Genomic DNA, 26843 nt, shown 5'->3' with positions numbered 1-26843 from the left:
TGAAAGGAAGTGCTATTTTAAGGCGCTTCCTTACCTTTGTATTTAGAAGCATAAAAGTTGTGAGAGCTAAAATAACGGAACAATAAATGTCTAAACGCGATTTATATGAAGTTTTAGGGGTTAAAAAAACGGCCTCTGGAGATGAAATAAAGAAAGCTTATCGTAAGCTGGCTATGAAGCATCATCCGGATAAAAATCCTGGCGATAAGGCGGCAGAGGAAAAATTTCGTGAAGCAACAGATGCATACGATATTTTAAAGGATGATCAGAAACGGGCTGCTTATGATCGATTTGGACATAGCGCGTTTGATCAAAATATGGGGGGACGTCAAAACGGTGGCGGTGCTGGCTTTGGTGGCTTTGATTTTACCTCCTCCTTTGCTGATATTTTTGATGAAATGTTTGGCGAGGGATCAGGGCGGCGTCAGGCTGAAGCGACTATGCGCGGCGCCGATATTCGCTATGATCTTGAAATAACCTTAGAAGAAGCATTTCATGGGACGACAGCAAAGATCCGTTATTTGGTTGCAGCGCAATGTGATGGCTGCAAGGGAAGCGGGTCTGAGGACGGTTCGGCACCCGTAAAATGTAAATCTTGTCAGGGGCGAGGCCGTGTTCGAGCCCAGCAAGGTTTCTTTACTGTTGAGCGCACCTGCCCTGTTTGCCATGGAGCGGGTGAATCTATTGAAAAACCCTGTAAGACTTGTCATGGAAGCGGCCGTCAACGGCGTGAGAAAATTATTGATGTTAAAATCCCCGCTGGGGTGGATGATGGCACCCGTATTCGGGTGTCCGGCGCCGGGGAAGCAGGATTACGAGGGGCTGTAGCGGGTGACTTGTATGTCTTTGTTAGTATTCGTCGTCATAAATTCTTTAAGCGTCAAGGGGGTAATATCTTCTGTCGTATCCCGATCCATATGACCACGGCGGCGTTAGGGGGTGAAATTGATGTACCGACCATCGATGGCGGTAAAGCCAAAATGAAGATCCCACCAGGAACCCAAAGCGGGCATCAATTCCGTTTAAAGGCTAAGGGAATGAGCGTTATGCGTTCTGATCATCGAGGCGATATGTATGTAGAAGCTGCGGTTGAAACCCCGCAAAATTTGAGTAAGAAACAGCGAGAATTGCTTGAAGAATTCGCTAACATTTCAACTCATGAATCCAATAGCCCTGAATCAACTGGATTTTTCCAGAAAGTTAAAGATCTATGGAGTGGTAAATAATGGTTGATAAGACGAACCTCTATCTTTTTGGTGTAACAGGGCGGATGGGCATCGAGATTAGTACTCTATTGCATGGGCATCCCAGTGCTACCTTAGTAGGGGGGACGTCGTCCAAAGGATCCTATGGGGATATATCGGTTGCAGATGTGCTGCTAGATTTTTCTGTTATAGGGGCGATTCCAACAATTCTTCATCTTGCCACATCCATGCAAAAACCATTGATTATTGGGACCACTGGTTTGACAAAAGAGTATTTGAGAGCGGTGGAAGATACAGCAAAGTCTATTCCAGTTCTACAAGCAACAAATACAAGTTTTGGTGTTGCGGTGATTGCTAAATTAGCTCAATTGGCAGCTCAGCTTCTTGATGATACGTATGATGCGGAGATTATAGAGGCTCATCATCGCAATAAGTTAGATGCGCCCTCCGGTACCTCCTTATCCTTAGGAAAGGCTGTGGCCAAGGGGCGGGGGCATACTTTAGATGCCTTAATGGCAGATATGGATCGTTCCGGCCGGCGCCAAGAAGGGCAGATTGGGTTTTCTGTGCAGCGTGGCGGTGGTGTCGTTGGTGACCATATCATCCGTTTTATGGGGGATGATGAAATCGTGGAGGTATCCCATAAAGGATTGTCACGTCGATTATTTGCACGAGGGGCTGTCAAGGCAGCTCTTTGGCTGAAGGAGCAACCGGCTGGCCTTTATACCATGCAGAATGCGTTAGGACTTGATTAAAAGGCTGTAACTTCAGGTAATAAAATGCCTTTTTTATAGAGGTCTCTTTTCCCAGCTTTTTTTTTCTTTATTCCCGGCCGAAGAGAGGGGAAGAGAAGCTATTTACAATGGCCTCCCACATCCTCTTTTTTCCGGGTAACCGAAGGGCGACCCGGAAACTCGATAACATATGAGCCATCGTTTGCCATCTCGAGTTCCCGGCTCTTCGGCCGGGAAGGAAAGCCTTTTTCTGGACAAGCGGCTACCCCGGAAAAGAGTATTATAGTAGCGCATTTTCCCTCATTCCGGCCTTGAGCCGGAATCTATTTCTGGGTCTGGATGTTAATAGGCTTTAAACAGATCTAGCTGTGATAAAATCATATTTTATAATATTTAGGCATAGTTTCCGAATTGCCCTCCAGTTGCCTGGAAAGAAGGGAGTTTTTGAAGAATATAATACAAATCTTCTTCTCCTCAGCCGGAGGTAGACGAAGAGTCGAACATTAGTGATTCCCACCATTTACTCATGTGATTTCAAGGCCCCAGCCCAGTCCTCAAGGGGATGGAGGAGCATGGTCAGGAAATTGTTGTCTTTTGTTAACAATTTTAATAAAAATATTTTTAAATTACCTCCTTATCGTTATCATTTTATATGAAGACTTATATTTTATCTAACCGCTTTTCTTAGGCTAAAATTAGCTCTTTATTTTTGGGGTAAAGTCAAACCAACCATATTTTTATGACAATAAGGACAGCATGAAAAAGCCTTTAATAGCAGGGTATTACTTAAAAAACTCCGTGGGTGCAGCTGCTTTAATTATTGCAAATTTTGATCTAGGAATGGCCAATGACATTGCAAAATTTCCTGAGGATGAAAGGGGGCAAAGTTCTTATCAAGATACTGAGAGTGATATCAGCTTTTCTGACCTAAACTATAAGAAAATATTTCAGCTACGACCAAAAGACTTCTCCAATATAACCATTTTTTCTAATAAAGAAGAAGATGATGTTATACATCTTGCTCAACTTTTCTTTTTCCACACGATGGCTGAACCTGATCGTATAAAATTTCTTAATTGCATTAGGGGCTTCTCCCCCGCGGATCGGGAAACCATTATAAACTTTGCAGAATCTTTGCTGCTCCCTATTATTCTATATGGGTTTGATTGTCTTAATCTTATTGAAATTATTAAAGACATACCTGGCGAGGAACGGGAGACTATTTTACGGCTTGCTCGTCCTTTATATACATATATAAATGGATTGGGTATCGAGGATCTTATCCGAATAATTCAAGCTCTGCCTGTTGACGAGCGGGAAAGCCTTGTATATTACGCTAAAATTTTAATTGATCGAGAGATGGGGATATTGGATGGTAGGAGGATCATTCGGGCCATTCAGAAAATTCCGCAGGACGATCGAGCGAATATTGTAAATCATACTAAAAATTTACTTTTGCTTACGGGTTTATATGACATTAAAAATATTCTTCAGACAATTAAGGGAATTCCTCTTGATGAGCGGGAAAATATTGTTAATCATCTTAGAACTTTTATTACTGAAACTCAGGCGATACCTTACCTTAACGAGCTTATTGAGGCAATTAGGGAAACAGCTGCTGATGATCGTGAACCTGTTTTAAATTATGCCAAAACTTTAATTACTCAAGCCATGGATGGATACGAGTGTAGCGCGATTATTGAGGCAATTAGGGAAACAGCTTCGGATGATAGTGAACCTGTTTTGAATCACGCTAGAACTTTAATTACCGAAACCATGGATGGATACGAGTGTAGCGCGATTATTGAGGCAATTAGGGAAATTCCTGCTAATGATTGTGAGTCTGTTTTGAGGCAGGCTAAGACTTTATTTACCCAGACCATGAAGGGAGGCGAGTATGGAAAGATTATTGAGGCAATTAGGAAAACAGCTAGTGATGATCGTGAACCTGTTTTGAATCACGCTAGAACTTTAATTACCGAAACCATGAGCGGAGATGAGTGTAGCGCTATTATTGAGGCAATTAGGGAAACAGCTGCTGATGATCGTGAACCTGTTTTGAATCATGCTAGAACTTTAATTACCGAAACCATGGATGGATACGAGTGTAGCGCGATTATTGAGGCAATTAGGAAAACAGCTAGTGATGATCGTGAATCTGTTTTGAATCACGCTAGAACTTTAATTACCGAAACCATGAATGGACAAGATTGTAGAAAAATTATTGAAGCAATTAGGGAAATTCCTACTGATGATCGTGAACCTGTGCTGAGGCAGGCTAAAACTTTAATTACCAAAACCATGAGAGGACGCGATTATAAAAGGATTATTGAGGCAGTTAAAAAAAGTCCTGATGCAGCGCGTGAGACTATTATAAAAAACTTGCTTAGAATAACCGACTTAAACTCCGTCTCATCACCCACTATTGCTAAAATGCTTGAAATCTTAATGCACATGGATCAACAAGACCTGGATAAGCTCTGGATTCAACTCTCTTATTTTGAAAGGAAAGTTGACAGTTTTCAAATTTTTTGTTGGTTTTATTTTATCCCTCTTAACGTTACAGAAACTTTTGTGGGTGACCTTAAAAACCAAAATAAATCTAAACGGGATAACTATTTATATAACTTTATGGATGAAAATGCTGACTTTAAAAAGGAAGTTTTTAACTATTGGCACCACCTCCTTTTACAACCTAGTGAGTACAGATCCCGACACCTTGCCGACTTTATCCTCAGTAACTTAGACAGATTAAAGCTTTATGAAGCCCACTTCGTAGTCCAAGAAGCTTTACAGACACGTATTTTACTTAATAATACGCAAGATCAAAGTAATCCCTATAATTTTTACCGAATGACTCTTGAAAAAAGAAGCGTGGAAGTGGAGGTGGAAAAGCTAAAGCTACCGGTGGAAATTCTTGAAGGTGTACAAGTAACCCTTAACCCTGCCTATCTAAAAAACATGCGTCCGCTAACAGTGAGGTTTGCAGATCTACCTGTTATTAATCGCCAGCTTTTGCAAAATATTGATACTGATCTTACTAAGCGTCTGGGGACTAACCCTAAGCTTGAAGCAGAAATCCAAAAAAATTTTGCTGCCCCTTATAGTACCTTAAAAGCTGGAGCTTTGGGCAGTTCTTTACTGCAAGGTTTGCTCGACACTCAGGGAGACCCTAAAACCTTCGTCCCAGTTATCGCTGCAAAAATGATAGCGATTACTAACTTTTTACAAACGTTAGAAACAGACGTTTTACCAGGGCAAAGCTTATCGTTACAAGAACAAACCTTTTTAAAGGTGCTTGCCAGTATTCAAAACTGTGTGACAGGTAAAGAAGAAGGCATTCATTTTTATTATACAAATTTACCCTCGTCCTTTAAATTCAGGGGGCTAATTGAGGATGGCACCCTGAGGGAAAAAGGCAGCCACTGGGTCAATACCCTTCTAAGAAAGGAAGTTGAATATTTACTCTCAGGAACAAATCTGTATCTTAAAAACCTAATAGGGATACCCGTTCAAGCAGAAATTCAACAAGCAGCGCATCAAGCTCGCTATGTTAAGAATGTGATTGGACCAGACGTAGGATTATCAGAAGCTGCGGCCTTTGATCGTTATTCACGGATGATTTACCAAAAGCTAATTGATCGATCAAAACAAGAAATGGTGCAAGGGTTTTATTGTCATTTATTGCCCAGCCACCTATTAAGCAGTCTTTTGAAAACTGCTAATTCAGAATTATTTTCAGAAAAAGGACTGTTGTACAGCCAGCTTTTATCTCTTATTCCTGAAGCCCATTACAAGGAATCGTGGGAAATTAATCTGCAGTCAGAAGAGGTAAGCTTAACTGAAAAAGGGGCCCTTCTTTTACTCTGTCATCTTGGGGTTTTTAAAACACTTTAAATCAGATAGATAAAATGGCTGAGAGAAGAGCGTCAATAACTCTGGGGTGCTAATTTAAGGCAGAGAAAACTGTTGCCATTTATGTATTCCGTGAGGAACAACGTTGTTTCCCCTCAGTGGCTAATGTCTTCCCGGCGAACAACCTTAATAAGGGTTAGCCATATGATATAAAGATCAAAAGATAGGCTTTGTCGCTGTAAATATTCTTCTTCAAACTTTACTTTTTCATCGGTGGAAAGTGAATCTCTGCCATTCACCTGCGCCCAACCCGTTAAGCCTGGTCGAATCTGATCAATCCCCTTAAGTCGACGGAGCTCAAGCCACGTATGCTCGTTGTAAAGAGCAGGCCGAGGACCGACAAAGCTGATGTCGCCCTTAAGGATAGACCATAGTTGTGGTAATTCATCAAGACTGGTTTTGCGAATAAAACTTCCAATAGGCGTGAGGAATTCATGGGGATTGAGCAAAAGGCTGGTTGCGACTTGAGGGGTATCAACGCGCATGGATCTAAATTTGGGCATATAAAAAGGAATGCCATAAAGCCCAATTCTCTCAGACCAATGCAAGATGGGGCCTTTGGATGTTAGCTTAATCGCAAGAGCGACGAGGAGCAATGGAATTGCAAAAATAATAAGGCAAAATAGAGCCCCCATTATATCCATTAAGCGTTTGAGCATTGACCATTCACCTTCAGAATAACAGCTTCAACGTTCTGGACAATATTATTGATGGCTTGGGCATCGTCCGCTTCCGCCATAACGCGAACTAAGGGTTCCGTACCTGAGGGACGAACTAACAGGCGACCCCCCAGTCGTTTTAGTTCGCTTTCTGCTTTATGCAATGCTTCCTGAATCTCGCCATGTGCCATGATGGTTTTGCTTTGAACTCGAACATTGCGCATAAATTGCGGAACAGGAGTAAATGGACGTCCAATTTCTGATAGTTTTTGGCCGCGTTCTACTAAGACTCTCAGGACCTGAAGAGCTGCAATCAGCCCATCCCCGGTTGTGCAATAGTCAGACAAAATCATGTGTCCCGATTGTTCACCCCCGACGTTGCAACCATGGGATTGCATGCCTTCAATAACATAACGATCACCCACAGCGGTACGAACGAGGTCAAGACCACGACTATTTAAATATCGTTCCAAGCCTAGGTTGGACATTTGAGTTGCGACGATGCTATTTCCTTTTAAAAGACCGTGCTGATGCCAGGACGTTGCGATAAGTGCCATAATGGCATCACCATTAATAACATTCCCATTTTCGTCAACCATAATGAGACGATCGGCGTCTCCATCGAGGGCGATCCCAAGATGGGCGTGATGCTTAACAACGCTTTCTCGAAGCAATGCCGTTGACGTTGCACCACACCCCTCATTAATGTTCATTCCATCGGGAGAAACACCAATACTGATGACATCGGCGCCTAGTTCCCAAAGAACCTGTGGGGCAACTTTATAGGCGGCCCCATGGGCGCAATCGATCACAATCTTAAGCCCATCCAGTCGCATAGAACGGGGAAGGGTTGCTTTTGCATATTCAACATAGCGTCCCATGGCATCTTCAAGGCGTCGAACTTTACCCACATGATAAGGATCAGCGAGATTAAATGCCCCTTCTAGGATAAGCTTTTCCAACGCAATTTCTTCAGCGTCGGTCAATTTGTTTCCCTCAGAGTTAAAGAATTTAATCCCGTTATCATGATAGGGATTATGGGAAGCAGAAATCATCACGCCAAGATCTGCCCTTAAGGCCCGGGTTAAGTTTGCAACGGCTGGGGTAGGCAACGGGCCCAATAAGGCGACATCAATTCCCATGGCAGCAAAGCCGGAAGTCAAAGCCATTTCAATCATATAACCTGATTGGCGCGTATCTTTGCCGATCACAACTGTATGGCGGTGATTGCCTCGCGTAAAAATCTGGGCAGCAGCCATTGCTGTCTTGAGCATCATATCTGGTGTTATTGGATACTGATTGGCTTTGCCACGAATACCATCGGTGCCAAAAAGAGTGCGTGAGTGCTGTGTTGCCGGCATAACTGCTCCAGATGATAGAGTTAACATCATAAAAATAAGTTGCTATACAATAAATAACAAGATTTATGATTGATCAAACAAAACCTTAATTAATCGTTTGGCCGCTTTGAAAACCGCCCACAGAATCTTTAAGGCAATTAATCCGCCCACGATGCCTGTAAAAATAGGGTGTTTATCCCAATACATCGTTAGTGTTGTATTGAGATCATTAACCAAGATGATTAAATCTTCTAACATTTAGAAATTCCTTTAATTATTTTCCGTATCATAACAAACTTTATCCAAAAGTGGTATCTCTTGCTGTTTTAAATGACTATCTTATCTCTTGGGATGCGAAGGTAATTTCTTGAGAAAACGATGCTTTTGACTTAAGGTTTTGTAAACTAAATTTATTTTTGGATTAGAGTGCACAGAGATTTACAGCCACTTTAAAACATCTTTGAGAAGAGTTAAAACCACTTCGGAAACAATCAACAAAATAATAATCCACTCCAGACGGGAAGAGTGGAGATGCTTTAGCTCATCGGACAGGATTTCGTACAATTCTTGTAAAATAGACAGGCGTTGGTTCAGAATATTGGTGCGCATATCAATGTCGAGGTAGTCTGAGGCCATATGATAATAGGATTCATAGTTGGGTCGACGCCAAAAGAATTCGGGGGTATCCAATAAGTCGCTGTGGAGGTTAATCGAATGCCGCTCAGCATATAGAGCCCCAATCTTGCGAGACAATTGCTGACGCGATAAACTGGTTTTTCCTTTTTGAGCTAGCTCTTCAGGCAAATGTTTGCTTTTTTGAATAGCTTTAGCGATAGTGTTCTCAAATACCGTTAACTTAACCGATTGGGACAATCCATAGGACAAAGACAGTTTTAAGATAGGATCATTGCCATCCAAATCAATTAAATCATCTTCTTCATTGATTTTCGACTGATCAGCATATTGATAATAACATTCATCATAGACAATGCCGTGGACTGGTTTGACAGCAGCTGGTCGAGCCATTGCTAAAAGAGTTTCAATATCGCTGGGGTTGATTCCCCAAAATACGGCGCACCCATAAGCAAAAAAGAAGGCCCCACCCAGATAGTCATCTTGGTGATATTCGACATGGATAACATCATCATAAAAGCGAGGATTAAAACCGTCAGTTCTGAAAATTCGAGCTAATTCATCAATTTGATAACTATCAGCAAGACAATAAGAGGCGCATAGGCGATTCATTAAAGGCACTCAATATTTAATTTACTCTTTAGGCACAGCGGACCTCCTTAAAATAGCACGTATTGGTTATAAATGCCATGGGTAGTCTCCATTTCCTGCAGCTGAAGAATATTCTTAGCTAAATTTAGGTAGATATTTCCTTTAGAAGAGGGGGTATTATTCATTCTGGTTTCTCCCATTAACTTCTAGAAGGAAGTATGGTATAATAAAAGAATAAAAATTTAGTTACGGCATAAGGCCATGTCCCAGCTAAGAATCAAGCGACTATATCAAGCCGTTGAGAGTGAAGATGGATTGAGAGTCCTAGTTGATGGGCTATGGCCGCGGGGGATGAGCAAAGAACAGGCTCACATTGACTTGTGGCTCAAAGAAGTAGCCCCCAGCTCTTTTTTACGGAAGTGGTTTAACCATGATCCCCAGAAATGGACCGAATTTTGTCATCGTTATCATCAGGAATTAAACGTTAAGAAAGATTCCTTACAGCCAATCATCGACTCTCTTAAAGTTAAAAATGTGACTCTTCTGTATGGTGCGAAAGAAGAACGATTTAATAATGCCGCAGCCTTAAGAGACTATATTCAATGCTTCATTGGCTCTTTAGCTGGATAAACCTAAGAATAATGTACCTCAGGATTCTAAGTAAGAGAGGCATGCAGACGACCTTCAATAACAATTTAGTCCTACAAGAAGATTATAGAAGCGAAAGTTCCTCACACTGTCCCGTTTTTTATAATTTTGTTAATTTTATTAATTTTATCTCTCTTGAAAAAATCCTCATCGTACCGCTAAAAGAAAACATTGAGCAAAAATATGCAGCTCTATAATGGAGAACACCCTCTCTTAATTTAAGCACCTCTTCTTAAGGAATATAGAAATGAAACAGTTTATAGTTTTGTTACTGCTCTCAGGAGCCGGCATAGAAATAAGTCAAGCAGGTAAGGGGAAGCCCAATAAAGAGCGCTACACTTTAATTAAAGAAAACTTTGCGGATATAGAAAGTATTAATTTTGAGGGATTGCAAAAACATTTAGGATATCAATTTAACGATGAAACTCTGCTCCAGGAAGCCTTATATCCCTTGCTTCCAAAGATTTTAAGAAAAGAAGAGGAAAAATATAATCATTTAGAATTCCTTGGAGATTCTGTTTTAGGGGCTGCTATTAGAGAGTATCTTGTCAAGAGATTCCCAGAGCAGAAAAGAGGGTTTTTAGATGCAGTTTACAAAGTATTAACAAAAAACAAAACACTGACAGAAGTTTATCTGCAACAATTATCAATTGAAGCGTATCTTCCCTTTCCAGAGACCGAAAAATGTGAATATTGTAATGTCGTTGAAGCGTTGATAGGGGCTATCCATTTAGATGGTGGCGAAAAAGGCTATAGAAATGCCAAAACGTTTGTGATGACTATATTAAATGATCATGTTATTCAGGAGAAAATATCCATAATTGCGTCTGAAAAGTCAATTATGCTTGGTATTAATCTCTTACCCGAAATTAAAAAACATTTAGCAGAAGTCAGTCGAGATCAACCGATAGAAAAAATTAATCCTAAGTCATTTTTGGGGGAGGTTTTACTGAAAACTTGGTCTGTTGCTCCCGAATATACTCTTTCTCTTACAATCAATAATCAAGGAGACCCTCTGTTAGAGGCAAGAATTTCTGGTATTCAAATCGGGAAGAAGCAAATAAAAGGTGTTGGCTACACCGTAAGAGAGGCAGAAGAAAATGCGGCTCGAAATACGATTAATTTTATTAGCCAACAACCTATCTTTCCTACAATAGATCCAATATTTTCTAAAACTTATACAGCCCTTTTAAACGAATGGAGTACAATAAAAAAGATTACAGGGCTTAAGATTTTAGACTCTACTCTTGTATATCCAACGATATTCAAGTATCAGGCTACATTAAGAAATGGAATTCTGATTGAAGGAGAGGGGGGCACTAAACGCATTGCAAAAGAGGAGGCCGCTAAACAAGCCTATCATCAGTTAACCAACTCTCAGAGTACTGTTGGTAGTAGTTCAAAAAACTATAGAACACTTTTAAGAGAATGGTTTGATAAAAACCCTGATTCTATTTTTGAATTCGAGGAACATATCATTCAACCAGATCCTCTTTACACTATCCAAATACTTATTGGTCAAGAGATTATCAGTGAAAAAAATGGAATAAATAAGGCGAGTGATATAAGAGAAGCAGCGTGTCGAGACGCCTTAATTTATTTGATACGTCAACAAGAAGCCCGAGAAAAAGAGATAGAAAGTAGAAAAGTGGCTGGAAAGCCTGCAGATAAAAAGATTCCTGATGGCCAAACTTCTATAAAAACTGAATCTGCTTCTGTGCAGCCTTCCAAAGCCCCTAAAAAAAGTGCCGCTAAAATGAAAGCTAATTCTCAACCTTCGAAAACCCCCACAACAACTAAATCGGTTTCCGCTTCTAAGAAAAAGCAAGCAACAAAAGAAAGTAGTGTTATGAAAAAATCTCTTGTTCCAAATACTGGGAAGGGGGAATAAAGGAAAAGAAAGCGTAAATATGAGTTCTTTTATAAAAACACCAAAAGGGGGATTAGCCTTTCTAATTCAGGGGAGAATAGAAAATAGGAATTCCAAATGGTTCCTCCCTTAAGAAAATCTTATCCCTACCAACTATAAACAAAGTGAGGAGAAAAAGATGGATTGTATCAAATCTGGCGGCAATCTATTCGGGAAAGTCCCCTGGTTGATAGAATTTTATCCTAAGCTTTTATGTCAATTTTAATGTACTAGAGTCTTGGGTAGACTGTTTGGAAGAACTTTCAAGTCTTTCAAAATGATGGACTCCCCATAAGAATCCACCAATAACTGGAAGCATTATAACCCACAACCCCCACTCACCAAGATAGTAGTTTAAATACACAAGGCTAAAAGACGTTAAAATATACATAAACGTACTTTTTAAGGCATACAATAGGCTTGTTGCTGTAAATCTTTTTAGGACTGGAAAATGCTTAATAAAAATTGAATCCGCTGGTAGAGGCGCAAGAGCCGCGATAAGAAGAAGAGCTTGTATTAAAAATATTTGAATATGGTTAGTTGAGGCCATAATCGCCAAAGGCAAGAAAAAAGTAAGAATGCCTAAGAATAATCCGCGAGCTTTTAAAATTTTTAAAGGATAAATCTTATGGCTTAGAGCTGCGACGAGCGTTGTGACTGATAAAGAAATAAGGGATAATAAGAAATTATGAAAAATAATATCTTCTGCTGAATAGCCATAATCCTTTTTTAAAAGAGGATTAAAGTACATGAAAGATAAATAGAAAGAAAGTGGCCATCCGCAATATACTAAAAAATAAGCTGCGATAGTCTTTTTACAAATTTTTTCTTCTTTAACATGCTTCTTTATGATTAGTTTTTCTGATAATTTTTTAGATTCATCTATTTCTCTGTCCTCAATTTGTTTAAGCTTTAATCTTTTAGCATCCACAAATTCTGGCGTTTCTCTTAATTTAGTCCTGGCGATTGATCCGACAACCGCAATACCAGCCCCAATCCAAAAGGCAAGCCTCCAATCGAATCCTGACGTTGTAACCAACGCAGCAACCCCCAGCGCACAAACAGAACCTAAGGCAGACGCAACACTTATAAATGAGACAGCAACATATTGGCTTGGTGGCTTGAGCAGTTCAGTCACGTAAATATGGGCCCCCAAAATTTCACTCATTGAAGAGACCCCTTGGATAACTCGACAAAGGGTCACAAGCCATGCAGCCGTAATTCCCACTTGAGCATAAGTGGGCAAATTAGCCATGATGAGACAAGAGAAAGCCATCATCATGGTTGTGATAATAACCGTTGATTTTCGACCTATATAATCCCCTATATATCCAAAGAGAAGAGCCCCCAAAGGCCTTAATACATAGGTGGAACAAAATGCAAAGGCTGATAGAAGGGCTGCAGTATGGGGGTCGGTTTTTGGGAAAAAGAGCTCATTTAGTAAAACGGCCATATGGACATACAGCATAAGATCAAAATATTCAAGAAAAGTACCAATCTGTAAAAGACCAATAGCTTCTTTATGTTCCTGTTTAAGACTAGAAAATACACCCATACTTATAACTTGAAATTCAAACAGCTTAGGTTTTTTTAAGTCTTTCAGCTAAATTTATCTATGAGAAAAAGTATTTATTTCTCACTTATTATATCTGATTTAGACGGTAATTTTTAAAAAGAGGATCCTGTAAAGGGGATCCTAACCTTTTTCCTCTTGCCTATTTTTTAGTCCCCCGATTTCCATTTTATGTAAAAAAGGAATTTAAATTAATGTTTGCAATAAGACCTGCTTAAAGTATTTTAATGCCGACAATTAAAATAAAAAATATTTTTACTTATAAATTGCGTACAAATTAACATTAAAGGAAGAATTATCATATGCTTTATGCCTCGGTGCCACAATCGCTTATTTCTATTCCCTTCCTGTGGGCTAGAGTACCACTCCTTTTTACTGCATCTTCAGTAAAAGTCGATGGATTATCTAATGTTCTGGGAAAAAATGGGCGGCTAGAAAACTTCGAAAAATTAAATAATTATATTTTTTTGAGTTATTATTTACGAGTTTATTATTATAGCTACTTTTTAATGAAAAGATTTTTTCATGTTTAAATTATTAACCTTAATGCCACTGTTATTCGTATTTTCTATTTCCTATGTGCAAACTATGGAAGAAGATGGGCAACCAAGGGAAGCAGAAAGAAAAGAGTGGTTTGGTAAGCACTTTAGCACACAAAGAGAAAACCACAAATTCTTCGATATAGAGGTATCGAGTGTCGCTGCCGATACCGATACCGATGTCGATGCCGATGCTTTTCACTTTTTTGAAAGAGCTATTTATGCAGATAGTTTAAAGGTTCTTCTTGAAAGGGCGAACATTCAGGGGGCACATCTTATTAACGAAATGATTGGAAAAGAGAAAACATTGAGGGAAACTTATCCCGATTTAGCATTCAAAGATAATTTTGCCCAATCTAGGTTTTTTGCTATTTATCAAAATAGTGAACCGGATTCTTTTTCGATTCCTTTATATGCAGGTAAAGAAGAAGCTGATGCTTTCTATGCTAATGGAAATTTAGGGTCGCTTGTTCCGGGATTTTTTCATAACATTAGAGGATATCCTTGGTTTTCTGAAAATGCTGATAATTCTATTTTTCTTGTTCAGCGACCTTCCTCAACGCCAGAGGCAACGGCACAGACAGTAAAGTTACTTCAAAATTTAGCGCAAGAGTCTCACTGCCCTTCCACGATATCCGCTGAGAAATTAAAATATCTTCACGATCAGTTTGAAGAATTTACAGATGTGTGTGCGTCCATTAAGGGAAAGTTGGGCGAAAAGTTAATTGAATATCCCTCAAGTTTAAAGGAGCAGAATACACTCCCTGAGCCGGATAAGCCGGGTAAGAAAGCTAATCGAAATACGTTGGCCTTCGTAAAAAAATTGGATGAAGCGGATATCGCAGAAGTTTTTCATAAGAATATTTTAATTTTTACAGCTTGTATCAATCGCATGAGATTTGATCTTGAGGGAAGATTCTTTGAAACCGAGAAGAAAGTACACGAAATAAATTCTAAAAATCAGGTAGATCAGCATACCTCTACCACTCATCCTGAATTAGGGCTACAGCTTAAATTACTCCAAATGAAAGCTGAAAAAATAAAAGAAGCTATAGCATTAATAAGACAAGAATTAAAAACACCGAATAGTAACAGAGAAGAGTTAAAGGCACGCCTTAAGACTTGCCAAGAAACGTATAGGGGTATAAACACACCAATAGCAGAGCTTTCTAAAACTAAAAAAGAAATTGAATACCCCCGGATTAAAGAACAAAAGGTAATTTCAGATATATATGAATATTTGCAAGAAAAATATTTAGAGCTAATAGAGAAGTATAAGGATATTTGCAACCCTAAGGACTTTAATTTCGGTTGTAGTGAACAGCTTTTAATAGATCATCTCTTTAGAGTAAATTTTGATAATACAGTAGTTAGTGTTAGAGATAGGGTTAATGGTAAAGCTTTGGATACCTTGGTTTTTCTCATCCATTCCACCATGACGCCTTGTAAAACATGTAGCCTTGCCATTGCTTTGGAAGCAATTCATGAGAAGGGGAGAATTTTTAATTTTTTTAGTTTTCTAAGAAAAGTGTTGAAAAGAGAGTTTAAAGGAATTGTGGTGGTGTCTTTTTCCAAAGAGTACCGTCCGACTCATCCAGAGAAGTTCTATGGTTTTGCTTTTAAGGTGAGCAATCATATACCACCAATAGAAGATTTTTATTGGCTTGTTAATTGTCCCCCATGTCTTTCATGAGCTGAAGTATTTACTAATAAATTTAAATGTGGTATAAATAAAAAAACACTAAGGAGGTTAAAATGATTTCTAATATTCAGAAATTTTCTTTAATGGGCGCAACTTTACTCTTAATCACTGGCTCAATAGAAGCATTGGCTATGGAATACCAGTATCCATCAGCTCCTCCTTATACTTCTCGACCTTCTTGCTCTAAGGACCTTTCATATCCAAATACCGTTTCTTTAAAAAATAAAACATCAAGGGATACCCGGCCTTCTGACAAGAATAAGAGAATGAAATCAGAGAATACAGAGAATACAGTGTTTAAGGAAAAACCGGAGGGAATCTACACAGTTTCGGGTGACCAATTCAAATTAAATTCAGAAGAGTTTAGGGATGAAATTGAGTTGTTATTAAAAAAACCAGAAGTTAAATATGTCATTATAGATACTAGAGATGATTATAATCGTTATGGAGATGAAATTATCCAGGACAATATAAGATTAGTGAAGCCTTTGTACCAAAAAACTTTAGGGGACTCTTCTTTAACAGAGAAACAAATTTATAAGTTAGTCTGGTTGCCAGAAAAAAAAGTAATGGATGATTTAATGAATCAAATGTCTTTTTGGCCGGAGGAATGGCTATTTTCTATGAAAACCTATTATAACAATTCTAATCTACCTTCATAAAAAATTATTGTAAAATGACCTCCGGGGGCTCTTTAAGGGCCCTGTTTTATGGGGCGAATTATTCTTTCTTCCTCTTATCATCCTCTTTGCCACATGCTGATCACACCATTCCCTATTTATAGAAAATTTAAGTAAATAATACTCTCACTTGAGTTCACTACCGAATCGCTCTATCTTATAAGTAACTGTGCTTGTTAGATAATTTTGGGGGATAGTTTAATGACAAACGGCCTAGACTCACTGAAGACCAAATCGACATTGAAGGTTGGGGATAAAACTTATGCTTATTTTAGTTTAGAAGCGGCAGAAAAGGCTGGAATTAGTTCTATTTCTAAATTGCCCTATACCATTAAAGTTTTAATAGAAAACCTTCTGCGGCATGAAAATGGTAAAAATGTTACCATTTCCGATATTCGGTCAAGCGCCCAGTTGCCAAGTGAAGGAAAGTCCTTTGGTGAAATCGCTTTCTCTCCGGCTCGGGTTTTAATGCAAGATTTTACTGGAGTTCCGGCGGTGGTCGACCTGGCGGCTATGCGGGATGCTATGCAAACTCTGGGGGGAGACCCTGAAAAAATTAATCCTCTCATTCCCGTTGACTTGGTCATTGATCACTCTGTCATGGTTGACTATTATGCAAATTCATCAGCGTTCAACCAAAACGTTGAGCTGGAGTATACTCGCAATGCAGAACGCTATAAGTTCTTAAAATGGGGTCAAACAGCATTTAAAAACTTTCGAGTGGTACCGCCAGGAACTGGGATTTGTCACCAAGTAAACTTAGAATATTTATCCCAAGTCGTTTGGACAAAAGAAATGGAAAACGGTGAGAGCCTTGCCTATCCTGATACGTTGGTGGGAACTGACAGTCATACCACCATGGTTAATGGCCTTGCCGTTCTTGGTTGGGGTGTGGGCGGTATTGAAGCCGAAGCGGCTATGTTGGGGCAACCCTTAAGTATGTTATTACCAAAAGTTGTTGGGTTTAAGTTAACAGGTAAGCTTGCTGACGGTATAACCGCGACTGATTTAGTTTTGACCGTTACAAATATTCTTCGGGCCAAAGGCGTTGTCGGGAAATTTGTTGAATTTTATGGTCCTGGTCTCGATCACCTTAGCTTGGCTGATCGGGCCACTATTGCCAATATGGCGCCAGAATATGGTGCCACCTGTGGCTTTTTCCCGGTTGATAAAGAAACATTGCGCTACCTTGAATTTACAGGCCGTGAAGCGGATCGGATTGCTTTGGTTGAGGCCTATGCAAAGGCCCAGGGACTATGGCGTGATTCTAACAGTCCAGATCCTGTGTATGATGAATTCGTTGAGCTTGATTTATCAACTGTTTTGCCTACGATTGCGGGCCCTAAGCGTCCTCAAGATAAAGTTCTTTTAAGTGATGCTAAGGAATCTTGTCTTGCAACCCTTAAGGCTGACAATAAATTGGACGCCCCCGGGGCTGCGGTAGAGGGCAAAGACTATGAGCTGAATCACGGCGATGTGGTGATTGCGGCAATTACCAGCTGTACCAATACGTCTAACCCATCCGTGATGCTGGGCGCTGGTCTCGTCGCCCGCAAAGCCCACGCCTTGGGCCTTAAACCTAAGCCCTGGGTTAAAACATCCTTGGCGCCAGGATCTCAGGTTGTTAGTGATTATCTAGAAAAATCCGGATTAATGCGTGATTTAGAAGCCGTTGGTTTCCATCTTGTGGGTTATGGTTGCACCACCTGTATTGGTAACTCTGGCCCTCTCAATCCCCAATTAGCCAAAGCTGTTGAAGCTGTGGATCTAAGTGTGGCGGGTGTTTTGTCGGGGAACCGTAACTTTGAAGGGCGTATTAATCCACATGTGAAATTGAATTATCTAGCCTCGCCCCCCCTCGTCGTAGCCTATGCTTTGGCAGGATCCATGAAGATCGATTTGACGAAAGACCCAATTGGGACATCGAAGGATGGAAAGCCTGTCTATCTAAAAGATATTTGGCCAAGCCAAGCGGAAATTGCTGAAGCGGTCACAAATTCCATGACGCCAGAAATGTTCCGCCAGCGCTACTCTAACGTTTTTAAGGGTGATGATCATTGGCAAGCCATTGATGCGACAGCTTCTCAAACATTCAACTGGGAAGGGTCCAGCACTTATGTTAAGAACCCCCCCTACTTTGATGATATTAAAGATGACAAACGTACGGTTAGCAATATAAGTGGTGCTAAAGTTCTGGCCTTGCTTGGCGACAGCGTCACCACTGACCATATCTCACCCGCTGGAAGTATTAAGAAAGATGGCCCGGCAGGCAAGTATTTAGAGAGTCACTCTGTTGAGGCACATGATTTTAATTCCTATGGATCCAGGCGGGGGAATCACGAAGTAATGATGCGGGGAACCTTTGCCAATATTAGGTTAGCCAATGAAATGGTTCCAGAAAAAACTGGGGGCGTGACTCGGATGGATGTCCAAGGAGAGGTGATGTCAATTTATGATGCAGCCATGGCTTATCAAAAACAAGGTACCCCTCTTATTGTGATTGCTGGTAAGGAATATGGAACTGGCTCCTCCCGCGACTGGGCGGCAAAGGGAACGCGTTTATTGGGTGTAAAAGCTGTCATTGCGGAAAGTTTTGAACGCATCCACCGATCTAACTTGGTTGGGATGGGTGTGTTGCCTTTGCAATTCGCGGAAGGTGTAAACCGTAAAACATTAATGCTGACAGGATTTGAGGCAATCTCTCTCCTCGGTCTGGAGAAGGGGCTTGCCCCGGGTATGAGCGTCACCTGTGAAATTACTCGGCTAAATGGAGAAAAAATTACTCTTGCCCTAAAGTGCCGGATCGACACGCAGGATGAGGTCGATTATTTCTATAACGGCGGTATTTTGCCTTATGTTCTGAGAGCTTTGGCAGAGGTTGCCTGAACCCCTTTTTCCGGGCAAGCGCAGGGCGGACCCGGAAACTTAAATTTATATGAAAACTCCCTCATTCCGGACTTGATCCGGAATCCATGCCTGCATCTTAATGCAAGAAAGATTTAAAAAATTATAGCTATGAAGAAGCCATAATGTCCGTGAAATTAAGGTATGGTTTCCAGGTCGCGCTACGCTTGCCTGGAAAGAGGAAGTTTTGTGAAGGACGATGAGGTACTCTTCCTCACTCCATGTATGACTTCGACAGTCAATATTTCAGGGGCAATCGCTTGTCATCCTAAGTTCCTGGCTCTGTGGCTGGGAAGGGAGGAAGAACGGCCGGGAAAAGGAATCCCTATAACTTAATAAGATTGTGAAAGAAGGGGAGATACCAGGAGCATCTCCTTAGATGGATGAAGATTACAGACCCTTATCTTCAATAAGTTGGCGTAGTTCACCAGTTTGGTACATTTCTCGGACAATATCACAGCCGCCTACAAATTCACCTGCAACATACAGTTGCGGGATTGTTGGCCAATTGCTATAGTCTTTAATCCCTTGGCGAATTTCTGTATCAAGCAAAACGTTTACAGTTTTAAAGGGTTTATTTAACAGCTTTAAGATTTGCACAACCACTGCAGAAAATCCGCATTGAGGCATCTCAGCATCGCCCTTCATAAATAAGACGATGGGGGTTGCCTTGATTTCTGCATCTAATTCGGCGTGAATACTTCTGTTCATTCTCTATCCTTATTCTTTAACTAATGTTGTCAGAGCCAATGCATGGAGTTGATCTCCCATGCGTCCGCCCAATGCTTGGTACACAAGCTGATGTTGCTGTACGCGTGATTTTCCGGCAAAGGCGGCTGATTTTACCGTAGCCGCATAATGATCTCCGTCACCAGCCAGATCTTTAATTTCAATTTCCGCATCCGGCATGCCTGTTTGGATGAGAGTTTGTATTTCTTCAATTGACATTGCCATGGGTTAAGAAGCTCCTCGCTCAATAACGCCAAAATTTTCATTCAACTCAAGCGGTCCTGTATCGCCCAAAATTCGAAAACGACGGGCAACTTCTTGGTATCGTAAGGCTAGCTCTTGAGGTGATGTATCACCAAGGGCGCGTCCATCCAGGCGTGTTCCAGTTTGTAGGTCCAGAATGCTGCAAGTGTCTGGGGTAATCTCATCAATAATCAGTACCCGAGATTCTTCAAAATAATCGCCCTGATAAATCCGGCCAAATTCAAGGGTTACATTAAGTAACCGCATACCAACGGCAAAAAATTGTCCACTCAGGAAATCATTGACGCGGCGGGCGATCAACATAATATCCTCAACCTCATCCGCGCCTGCCCAATCTAAGGCATCCACATGTTCAGGGGCGATGACAGGGTATTCTAGCTCACGAGATTTGTGGGATAGTTCCACCACAGGTTTTGATAAAATTTCATGCTCACCAAATCCTAAACGTTCGGCAAATTCGTCTGCAGCGACGTTATGGACCGTGACGCGGAAATTATAGGGGTCAGCCATGCGAATTAATTGCTCTGACATATTCAGCCGTCGGATGAAGTGAGTTTCCAGTCCCATGTCATTTAAACGTGTCATAAATAGTTCTGATAAACGATTGTTTATAGCACCTTTGCCCGCAACCTCAAAGAACTCATTATCCAACGGAGAGAGGGTGTCCCGGAACTGCATGGTATAGGCGCCTGACTCACTTCCATCAAACAGGGTTTTATGAGTTCCCTCATTGACCTGTCGACGTTTTGGTGAACTTCCAAAATTTAATAGAGAACTAAAGCTAATGGCCATAATAATAGCTCCTTTTTCTTTGTTATCTCTAAAATAGTCGCTCATCCAACAAATTACAATAGGGGAATCGGGGCATGAAATAAGTGGTTGCAGAAAATTATAAATATTAATCGGTTCTTTAAAGAGCGTGGGCGCCTATCATCAGGAGGGGGAATTAGTGGGTAGTGCAGATCGTATAACGCAGATTTCATTTGTTAACTTATTGTTAATAAATATAAAAATGGCGGAATTCTTCAATAATTAAGATAGGCTAAAGGTAAGGGCCTTTAAACATATTGAAGAAAGATGTTGATCATTTTGTCTGGCTTTCTTGCCTCTCAAACCACTGCAGTTTCCTCCCTAAACTTTCTTTTTAGAAGACTCTCAAATTTTATAAGTTATTTCTTACTATCAACCGTTCTGTTGGGTACAGGGATAGAAACAGGTTTCAATGCCGCCTATGCCGGTGGTACAGGCGGGGCAAGGGGGTACGGCTAGCGTTAGCGGAGGGAATGTGGGTAGTGCAGGGACAAATGGTAATGATGGAGGAGGCGGTAATAACTATGTTGCTACCCCTATAGCGGAAGCAGGGGGAGGAGGCGGTGGTGGTACAGGGAGTGGCGCTGGTGCTGGGAGCGTTTCTGGTGGATCGGGTGGGAATGGTGTTGGTGGTTTAGCAGGAGGTGGTGTCATTCTTGTTTCTTCTACTGGTGGAGGCGGCGGTAATACCACTATTTTGAGCACTGATACTGCGGTTGCTATTACTGGTGGAGCGGGAGGCACGGGAGGTGGTTATGCTGTTATTCCTGCGGGTAAGGGTAGTAGTGGTGGCGGTGGAGCGGGCGTCTTTCTCTATGAAAATAGCACTATTGTTAATAGAGGGACAATTCGGGGGGGGAATGGTGGTTCAGGCCGTAAAGATAGCAGCTATGGTGGTATAGGAGGCAACGGCGCCGGCGGTGCTTCTGGTTCAACTTCTTCCAGTGTATACAGTCAAGGGGGCGCTGGGATTGTCGGTTTTTCGGGAGGGAGGACAACAATCACTAATGGGGGGACTATTTCGGGTGGTCTTAGTGGCGATGGCAGTACACGCACCAATGCCATCACGTTTTTTGGTTCATCAAATACTTTAATTCTTGAGAATGGTTACAATTTTGTCGGTAATATAGTTGCTGGTACCAATGGTACCCTAACTTTCGGCGGCATAGTAGATAGCACTTTTGATTTGGTTGTCGATGGTCCTCTATTCTCTGGTTTTACTAATTTTGCAAAACAAGGAAATAGCACATGGTCGCTCCTTAACACTGCAACTTTATCCAGTACCTTACAACTTAATGTGGGAACCTTGCAATTAGGAAATGGCACGACAGATGGGGCTATTGCAGGGGATGTTAATACAGCCAGTGGTGCAATTTTGGCTTTTAATCCCACGCAAGCTGATGAAACTTATTCCAACCAAATTTCTGGCAGTGGTGGTATTGCAAAAACGGGGACAAAAGTCACCACCTTGGCGGGGATAAACACCTATAGTGGCTCCACAACGATTAACGCTGGAACACTCACTCTGGGCGCTGGTGGGTCGATTGCTCAAAGTTCAGCCGTCAATCTTTCCTCATCAGGTGCTCGTTTTGACCTTGCGGCTGCGGGCAATCAAACCATCAAAGATCTAACAGGTGTCAACGGTACTCTACTTATTCTTGGGACCAATGCTGCTGATGTTTTAACGCTGGGAACAGCTAATTCCACAACATTTGCCGGTAGTGCTTCCGGGAATGGTGGTATTACTAAACACGGGACCGGTATATTAGCCTTACAGGGACTAACACTTACACAGGCGACACCATCGTCGCCGGGGGAGAGCTTAAAGTTAATGGATTGATCGCCAATTCATCCGTTACTGTAAACAATGGGGTGCAAGTCAGTGGTATAGGAACGGTCGGCCCTTTAAGGGTTATGGGTGGTGGCAAGATTGCGCCGGGCAATTCCATCGGAAAGTTAGTTGTGAATGGTAACTATACACAATCAGGAATCTATGAGTGTGAGGTTGATAACAATGGCAACACTGACCAGATTGAGGTTAAGGGGCAAGCAGACCTAACGGCGGGCACACTCAAGGTGATTCCTTTAGCAGGAAATTATCCAAAGGGCTTTAGCCAAACGTATACGATTTTAATGACGACAGGCGGATTAGGGGATACGACCTTTGCCAGCATTGAGGGTGTCTCTCCACTCTTTACCTATAGTGCAACATATGATAATGACAATGCGTTTGTCACTATAACCAAGACCTTATTACTCAGTCACGTGATTCCTCTTGGCAATCCGGCTAAAGTTGCTACGTATCTTGATTCTTATACGCCTGCAGCTTTGGCGGATAAATTTAATACCCTAGACAAAACCCAACTGACAAAAACTTTCAATGATTTAAGCCCTGCTGCTAATACCCAAATCTCCGATATGGTCAGCAATGCTGAGCTGGGGGCCATGGATAAAATCTTTGGTGAGTCGAATATGTATCGATTGATCCAGAAATTTAATCAATCGCAGGCTCAACTCGTATCAAATCTTATGTCATTTAAACAGAGTTTTAATCAACTTTTTGCTTCTAAACTGCAGTCTAAAACAACAGCCTTTGCAATTGCTCGGAATACAGATCCAAAGCACCTACCTGCCTCTATCCGTGTTGCATTGGGGAAGGCTACCGTTTGGATTCAAGGGGCGGCAGGACGTTTTAGTCAAGACAATATTTCTGACCCCTCTGGTCTTGCTGTTCAAGGGCTAGAGGGTAGCACCTATAACACTAATGTGGGTGTAGATTATGCTTTTACCCCTACCTTTCGAGGCGGTATAACTACCGGTTATGGTTATCATCAGTATAAAATGAACGTTAATGGTGATAAAGGCAGCACTAATTCATCCCGGATCGGTTTATATGGACTATGGGAACCAACCGCCGCTTGGTATGTCAATGGTGCTGCTTATTATGGTCATCACCGCTTTAAAGGCGATCGGCTTATGACCGTTATTCCCGCTGTTGCTCATCAGAAACATCAGGGCAATCATCTTAGTGGCTTGATTGAGGTTGGGCGGGATATTATCTTGCCAGAGTCTTTGACTGTCACGCCTTATATTAATGGCGGCGCTTTGTCTCTGCATGAGAAGAAATACACTGAAACCAGTGCCGATATCCAGAATCTAAGAGTCAACGGTCGACACAGTACGACTGTCCAAGGGAAGAGCGGAATCCAGTTGGGTAAACTCTGGAAGTGGGATGATTGTATGCCGGTTTATAGTTTTGCTCGTCTAGGGTTTATCTATCGGCGTGCTTTAAATAAGAACCAAAAGGTTTCTGCAGCGCTGATCGATCAAGGCGGACAATTTACAGTATTATCCAGGAATAGACGCCATGTGTTGGCCAATCCACGTGTGGGAATAACGGCTTTTATGGGTAACGATGTCTTTGTAGGCTTGAGTTATGACGGTGAGATTAGCCCAACGCAACGCAATCATCAAGCCGTGATTCGAGTGAATTGGAAGGGATAAATTCTGTTTATTCCTCTATTGGCTTTTCCCTAAGGCAATGGTTCAAATAATGCCTCAAGATCTTCAGCGTTAAAGAGCCCGTCACTGTTGTCTTTTTGTCCGTCAAATATTCCTGATAGTAAGGTTGCTTTGCGTTGCTGCATCATCATGATTTTTTCTTCAACAGTGCCCAGTGTTATCAGCTTGTAGACAAATACCGGCTTGTCTTGACCAATGCGATAGGCTCGGTCGGTGGCTTGATTTTCTACAGCAGGGTTCCACCAGGGGTCAAAGTGAATAACGGTGTCGGCGGCTGTTAGGTTAAGACCAGTTCCACCTGCCTTCAAGCTGATCAAAAAGACTGGAACGCGGCCGGATTGGAACTCTTCAATTGGTGTTCCCCGATCTTTAGTTTGTCCAGTTAGCTTGACAAAGGGAATACCGATCGTAGTCAATTCTTCCTCAATCAAGGCAAGCATGCTGGTAAATTGCGAGAACAGCAATATCTGACGTCCTTCCTCAATCATTTCAGGCAAGGTATCGCGCAAGAATTGTACTTTTGCTGATTCTAAGACACCACGTGCTGCTTCCAGTTTTAAAAGACGGGGATCACAACACACTTGGCGAAGTTTTAGCAAGGCATCTAATATAACGATATGGCTCTTATTTAGACCCTTTTCTTGAATTTCCTGACGCACCCGTTCATGCATGGTTAAGCGAATGCTTTCATAGAGCGCGCGTTGTTCTGGTAACAATTCAATATTTTGAATCATCTCAGTCTTGGGTGGTAATTCCGAAACGACCTGGGACTTCGTCCGCCGTAACATAAACGGCTTAACACGACGGGCAAGATTTTCACGGCGCACATTATCATTTTGTTTCTCAATTGGCACGCGGAATGTCTGATTAAATTTCTTTTGATCTCCCAAAAAGCCGGGCATCAAGAAGTAGAAGAGAGCCCAAAGTTCGCCTAAATGATTTTCCATCGGGGTTCCGGTTAAGCATAAGCGATGGCGCGCATTAATTTGCTGTACCGTTCTGTGCGCCATGGTGTTGGGATTCTTAATGACTTGGGCTTCGTCCAGAATTAACATGTGAAATTCATGCTTAATCAAAAAGTCTTTGTCGCGGGATAGCAAGGGATAGGTTGTCAAAATTAGATCGTGGGTATTAATTTTGTCAAATAAATCCTTGCGATCCTGACCGTGTAGCGTCAATACTTTTAGTTCTGGGGCATATTTTGCTGATTCATGGCGCCAGTTGACCATTAAGCTGGTAGGGGCAACCACTAAAATCGGTTTATCCATACGACCGGATTCTTTTTCTTTCAGGATATGCGATAGCGCTTGTACCGTTTTACCCAATCCCATGTCGTCGGCTAGGATGCCGTTCAGATTATTCTCTCGTAAAAACTGAAGCCAGCTTAAGCCTTGTAATTGATAACATCTTAACTCACAGTGCAGTCCCTTAGGAACGTCGACAGGCGCAATTTTGGTAAAGTCTTTAAGTTTTGCCCCTAATTCACGTACTTGTTCATCGCCAAACCATCGCATTTGTGCTGCTTGCATCGCAGCTTCAATTTCAACTAATTGGGTAGACTGCCATGAAGATAGACGTAATTTACCATCATCTGTTAGGGAATCTGCATCATGCAGTTCAATTAAGGTTTGGGCAATAAAGCGAATCTTGTCAGCTGGGACGGGCAACAGGCGCCCATCGTCTAAAGGAACATAAATGACGCCCCCATCTTTGGAGTTAAGAGCAGATTTAAATTGATCTTTTGCACCTTCTTCGCGCAGCATACGGACCAGCAAGGGCAAAATGTTGACCCGTTCGCCCTCGATCATCATCCCTAATTCAAGGTCGAACCAGTCAGTGGTTGTGCTAAGGGCTTTGTCCAGATTTGCATACCATTCCCCTTCCATTTCAATCGGGCGAAATGGGAAAGAGTCATCGACCTTGACCGTCCAGCCTTGTTCTTCGAATTTTGGCATGTGGACAAGGTAAAATTCTCGGGCAAGTTGTGCAATACTTTGATCCCCATCCACGAGAACGTGAGTGGCTATTGCAAGATTGGTAGGGTCAATAACGGCCCCTAATGTTTTAATAGGAACCCAGCCAATAGCCAAAAGCTGGTCTGCTAATGGTTGGATAGCAGATGGGTTGGTGCCATCAGCTCTGAAGAGCGTCTCATCCCCGACAAGGGATAGATCAGCCATAATGCTGACAATACTCTTAGCCGCGGACCAAGGTTTATCTTTAACTTTGACTTCTCCTGAAAAAAGATGGAGATGTGGCGTTTCGGGGGAATTTGTCATACTTATTAAAGCTGGATTTACAGAACTGGTGTGGGTCATCACTATTCTAAATTCAATTACTTAGCACAATTTATTATCCGATCAGTATAGGCTCTTTTTTTCGCTTTTGTCTATCTGTATTTTGCAAAAATAGAACAATTAATTAATAAGTAGGCTTATTTGTCCTAACAGATGTTGAGAGAGTCTGTCTCTATCTCAGCTGCTTTC

At 41.5% G+C, this 26843-nt stretch carries 19 protein-coding genes; 10 read left to right on the top strand and 9 right to left on the bottom strand.

The features are described 5' to 3' along the window. Positions 1–86: 86 nt before the first annotated feature. From dnaJ to ID47_RS04365, 3 genes are all read left to right on the top strand, one after another. Positions 87–1226: a molecular chaperone DnaJ gene (dnaJ, locus tag ID47_RS04375; protein ID WP_038464297.1), complete on the top strand. Its 1140-nt coding sequence runs from the start codon at positions 87–89 to the stop codon at positions 1224–1226. Next, entirely contained in the window at positions 1226–1960 is a 735-nt protein-coding gene (gene dapB / locus ID47_RS04370; RefSeq protein WP_038464294.1) for a 4-hydroxy-tetrahydrodipicolinate reductase, read from the top strand. Before dnaJ ends, dapB begins: the two co-directional genes overlap by 1 nt. Positions 1961–2695: 735 nt before the next feature. After that, a complete protein-coding gene (locus ID47_RS04365; protein ID WP_038464291.1) occupies positions 2696–5836 on the top strand; it encodes a hypothetical protein in 3141 nt (1046 codons plus the stop codon). A gap of 113 nt (positions 5837–5949) precedes the next feature. Here ID47_RS04365 and ID47_RS04360 read toward each other — a convergent pair whose 3' ends face one another. The 4 genes from ID47_RS04360 to ID47_RS04350 form a co-directional block, all read right to left on the bottom strand. Then, positions 5950–6513 (bottom strand): sugar transferase, encoded by a 564-nt coding sequence (locus tag ID47_RS04360; RefSeq protein ID WP_038464288.1) that lies wholly within the window; start codon positions 6511–6513, stop codon positions 5950–5952. Further along, the gene (gene glmM / locus ID47_RS04355; RefSeq protein ID WP_232223269.1) at positions 6498–7904 is read right to left on the bottom strand and encodes a phosphoglucosamine mutase; all 1407 of its coding nucleotides are present in this window, start codon (positions 7902–7904) and stop codon (positions 6498–6500) included. The genes ID47_RS04360 and glmM overlap by 16 nt, the downstream gene beginning before the upstream one ends. A 33-nt stretch (positions 7905–7937) precedes the next feature. Continuing rightward, the gene (locus ID47_RS12840) at positions 7938–8111 is read right to left on the bottom strand and encodes a hypothetical protein (protein WP_156956647.1); all 174 of its coding nucleotides are present in this window, start codon (positions 8109–8111) and stop codon (positions 7938–7940) included. 180 nt (positions 8112–8291) lie between these two features. Further along, on the bottom strand, positions 8292–9098 hold the full coding sequence (locus ID47_RS04350; RefSeq protein ID WP_038464282.1) for an RMD1 family protein: 807 nt from the start codon (positions 9096–9098) through the stop codon (positions 8292–8294). A 240-nt stretch (positions 9099–9338) separates the two neighbouring features. On the opposite strand from ID47_RS04350, the gene ID47_RS04345 reads away from it, so the two are divergent. Further along, positions 9339–9707 (top strand): DUF488 domain-containing protein, encoded by a 369-nt coding sequence (locus tag ID47_RS04345; protein ID WP_038464279.1) that lies wholly within the window; start codon positions 9339–9341, stop codon positions 9705–9707. 406 nt (positions 9708–10113) lie between these two features. After that, entirely contained in the window at positions 10114–11616 is a 1503-nt protein-coding gene (locus ID47_RS11625) for a ribonuclease III domain-containing protein (RefSeq protein ID WP_232223268.1), read from the top strand. Between the two features lie 229 nt (positions 11617–11845). On the opposite strand, the gene ID47_RS04335 is transcribed toward ID47_RS11625, so the two are convergent. Continuing rightward, positions 11846–13189, bottom strand: coding sequence for an MFS transporter (locus ID47_RS04335; RefSeq protein WP_051908576.1), 1344 nt, complete (start codon positions 13187–13189; stop codon positions 11846–11848). Positions 13190–13732: 543 nt separating this feature from the next. Between ID47_RS04335 and ID47_RS04325 the strand changes: the two genes are divergently transcribed. The 3 genes from ID47_RS04325 (at position 13733) to acnA (ending at position 19014) form a co-directional block, all read left to right on the top strand. Continuing rightward, on the top strand, positions 13733–15439 hold the full coding sequence (locus ID47_RS04325; RefSeq protein ID WP_038464273.1) for a hypothetical protein: 1707 nt from the start codon (positions 13733–13735) through the stop codon (positions 15437–15439). Between the two features lie 62 nt (positions 15440–15501). Then, a complete protein-coding gene (locus tag ID47_RS04320) occupies positions 15502–16110 on the top strand; it encodes a hypothetical protein (RefSeq protein WP_038464271.1) in 609 nt (202 codons plus the stop codon). Between the two features lie 219 nt (positions 16111–16329). Next, complete coding sequence (gene acnA / locus ID47_RS04315) at positions 16330–19014, top strand: aconitate hydratase AcnA (protein ID WP_038464268.1); 2685 nt, start codon at positions 16330–16332, stop codon at positions 19012–19014. A gap of 408 nt (positions 19015–19422) precedes the next feature. Here the strand turns inward: acnA and grxD are convergent, their stop codons facing one another. Genes grxD through ID47_RS04300 form a run of 3 tightly spaced genes read right to left on the bottom strand, consistent with a single transcriptional unit; the run spans position 19423 to position 20817 of the window. Beyond that, positions 19423–19743: a Grx4 family monothiol glutaredoxin gene (gene grxD / locus ID47_RS04310; protein ID WP_038464265.1), complete on the bottom strand. Its 321-nt coding sequence runs from the start codon at positions 19741–19743 to the stop codon at positions 19423–19425. A gap of 9 nt (positions 19744–19752) precedes the next feature. Further along, a complete protein-coding gene (locus ID47_RS04305) occupies positions 19753–19986 on the bottom strand; it encodes a BolA family protein (protein WP_038464262.1) in 234 nt (77 codons plus the stop codon). 3 nt (positions 19987–19989) lie between these two features. Beyond that, on the bottom strand, positions 19990–20817 hold the full coding sequence (locus ID47_RS04300) for a phosphoribosylaminoimidazolesuccinocarboxamide synthase (protein ID WP_051908574.1): 828 nt from the start codon (positions 20815–20817) through the stop codon (positions 19990–19992). A 430-nt stretch (positions 20818–21247) separates the two neighbouring features. Here ID47_RS04300 and ID47_RS13435 point away from each other — a divergent pair, with 430 nt between their 5' ends. Together ID47_RS13435 and ID47_RS04290 are read left to right on the top strand one after the other, a co-directional pair. After that, the gene (locus ID47_RS13435) at positions 21248–22675 is read left to right on the top strand and encodes an autotransporter outer membrane beta-barrel domain-containing protein (protein ID WP_038464259.1); all 1428 of its coding nucleotides are present in this window, start codon (positions 21248–21250) and stop codon (positions 22673–22675) included. Beyond that, positions 22600–24339 (top strand): autotransporter family protein, encoded by a 1740-nt coding sequence (locus ID47_RS04290; RefSeq protein ID WP_420887368.1) that lies wholly within the window; start codon positions 22600–22602, stop codon positions 24337–24339. The genes ID47_RS13435 and ID47_RS04290 overlap by 76 nt, the downstream gene beginning before the upstream one ends. Before the next feature lie 29 nt (positions 24340–24368). Here ID47_RS04290 and ID47_RS04285 read toward each other — a convergent pair whose 3' ends face one another. Continuing rightward, positions 24369–26636 (bottom strand): DEAD/DEAH box helicase, encoded by a 2268-nt coding sequence (locus ID47_RS04285; protein ID WP_232223267.1) that lies wholly within the window; start codon positions 26634–26636, stop codon positions 24369–24371. Between the last annotated feature and the right edge of the window lie 207 nt (positions 26637–26843).

The sequence above is a fragment of the Candidatus Paracaedibacter acanthamoebae genome (genome assembly GCF_000742835.1).
Taxonomy (GTDB): Bacteria; Pseudomonadota; Alphaproteobacteria; order Paracaedibacterales; family Paracaedibacteraceae; genus Paracaedibacter; species Paracaedibacter acanthamoebae.
The sequence above is the reverse complement of the archived record's forward strand: the minus strand, read 5'-3'. Positions and strand labels throughout refer to the sequence as shown.

Bases quoted from the DNA above. Each gene is read 5' to 3' on its own strand.
- dnaJ (WP_038464297.1), top strand. From the start codon at position 87: ATGTCTAAACGCGATTTATATGAAGTTTTAGGGGTTAAAAAAACGGCC.
- dapB (WP_038464294.1), top strand. From the start codon at position 1,226: ATGGTTGATAAGACGAACCTCTATCTTTTTGGTGTAACAGGGCGGATG.
- ID47_RS04365 (WP_038464291.1), top strand. From the start codon at position 2,696: ATGAAAAAGCCTTTAATAGCAGGGTATTACTTAAAAAACTCCGTGGGT.
- ID47_RS04360 (WP_038464288.1), bottom strand. From the start codon at position 6,513: ATGCTCAAACGCTTAATGGATATAATGGGGGCTCTATTTTGCCTTATT.
- glmM (WP_232223269.1), bottom strand. From the start codon at position 7,904: ATGATGTTAACTCTATCATCTGGAGCAGTTATGCCGGCAACACAGCAC.
- ID47_RS12840 (WP_156956647.1), bottom strand. From the start codon at position 8,111: ATGTTAGAAGATTTAATCATCTTGGTTAATGATCTCAATACAACACTA.
- ID47_RS04350 (WP_038464282.1), bottom strand. From the start codon at position 9,098: ATGAATCGCCTATGCGCCTCTTATTGTCTTGCTGATAGTTATCAAATT.
- ID47_RS04345 (WP_038464279.1), top strand. From the start codon at position 9,339: ATGTCCCAGCTAAGAATCAAGCGACTATATCAAGCCGTTGAGAGTGAA.
- ID47_RS04335 (WP_051908576.1), bottom strand. From the start codon at position 13,189: ATGGGTGTATTTTCTAGTCTTAAACAGGAACATAAAGAAGCTATTGGT.
- ID47_RS04325 (WP_038464273.1), top strand. From the start codon at position 13,733: ATGTTTAAATTATTAACCTTAATGCCACTGTTATTCGTATTTTCTATT.
- ID47_RS04320 (WP_038464271.1), top strand. From the start codon at position 15,502: ATGATTTCTAATATTCAGAAATTTTCTTTAATGGGCGCAACTTTACTC.
- acnA (WP_038464268.1), top strand. From the start codon at position 16,330: ATGACAAACGGCCTAGACTCACTGAAGACCAAATCGACATTGAAGGTT.
- grxD (WP_038464265.1), bottom strand. From the start codon at position 19,743: ATGAACAGAAGTATTCACGCCGAATTAGATGCAGAAATCAAGGCAACC.
- ID47_RS04305 (WP_038464262.1), bottom strand. From the start codon at position 19,986: ATGGCAATGTCAATTGAAGAAATACAAACTCTCATCCAAACAGGCATG.
- ID47_RS04300 (WP_051908574.1), bottom strand. From the start codon at position 20,817: ATGGCCATTAGCTTTAGTTCTCTATTAAATTTTGGAAGTTCACCAAAA.
- ID47_RS13435 (WP_038464259.1), top strand. From the start codon at position 21,248: ATGCCGCCTATGCCGGTGGTACAGGCGGGGCAAGGGGGTACGGCTAGC.
- ID47_RS04285 (WP_232223267.1), bottom strand. From the start codon at position 26,636: ATGACAAATTCCCCCGAAACGCCACATCTCCATCTTTTTTCAGGAGAA.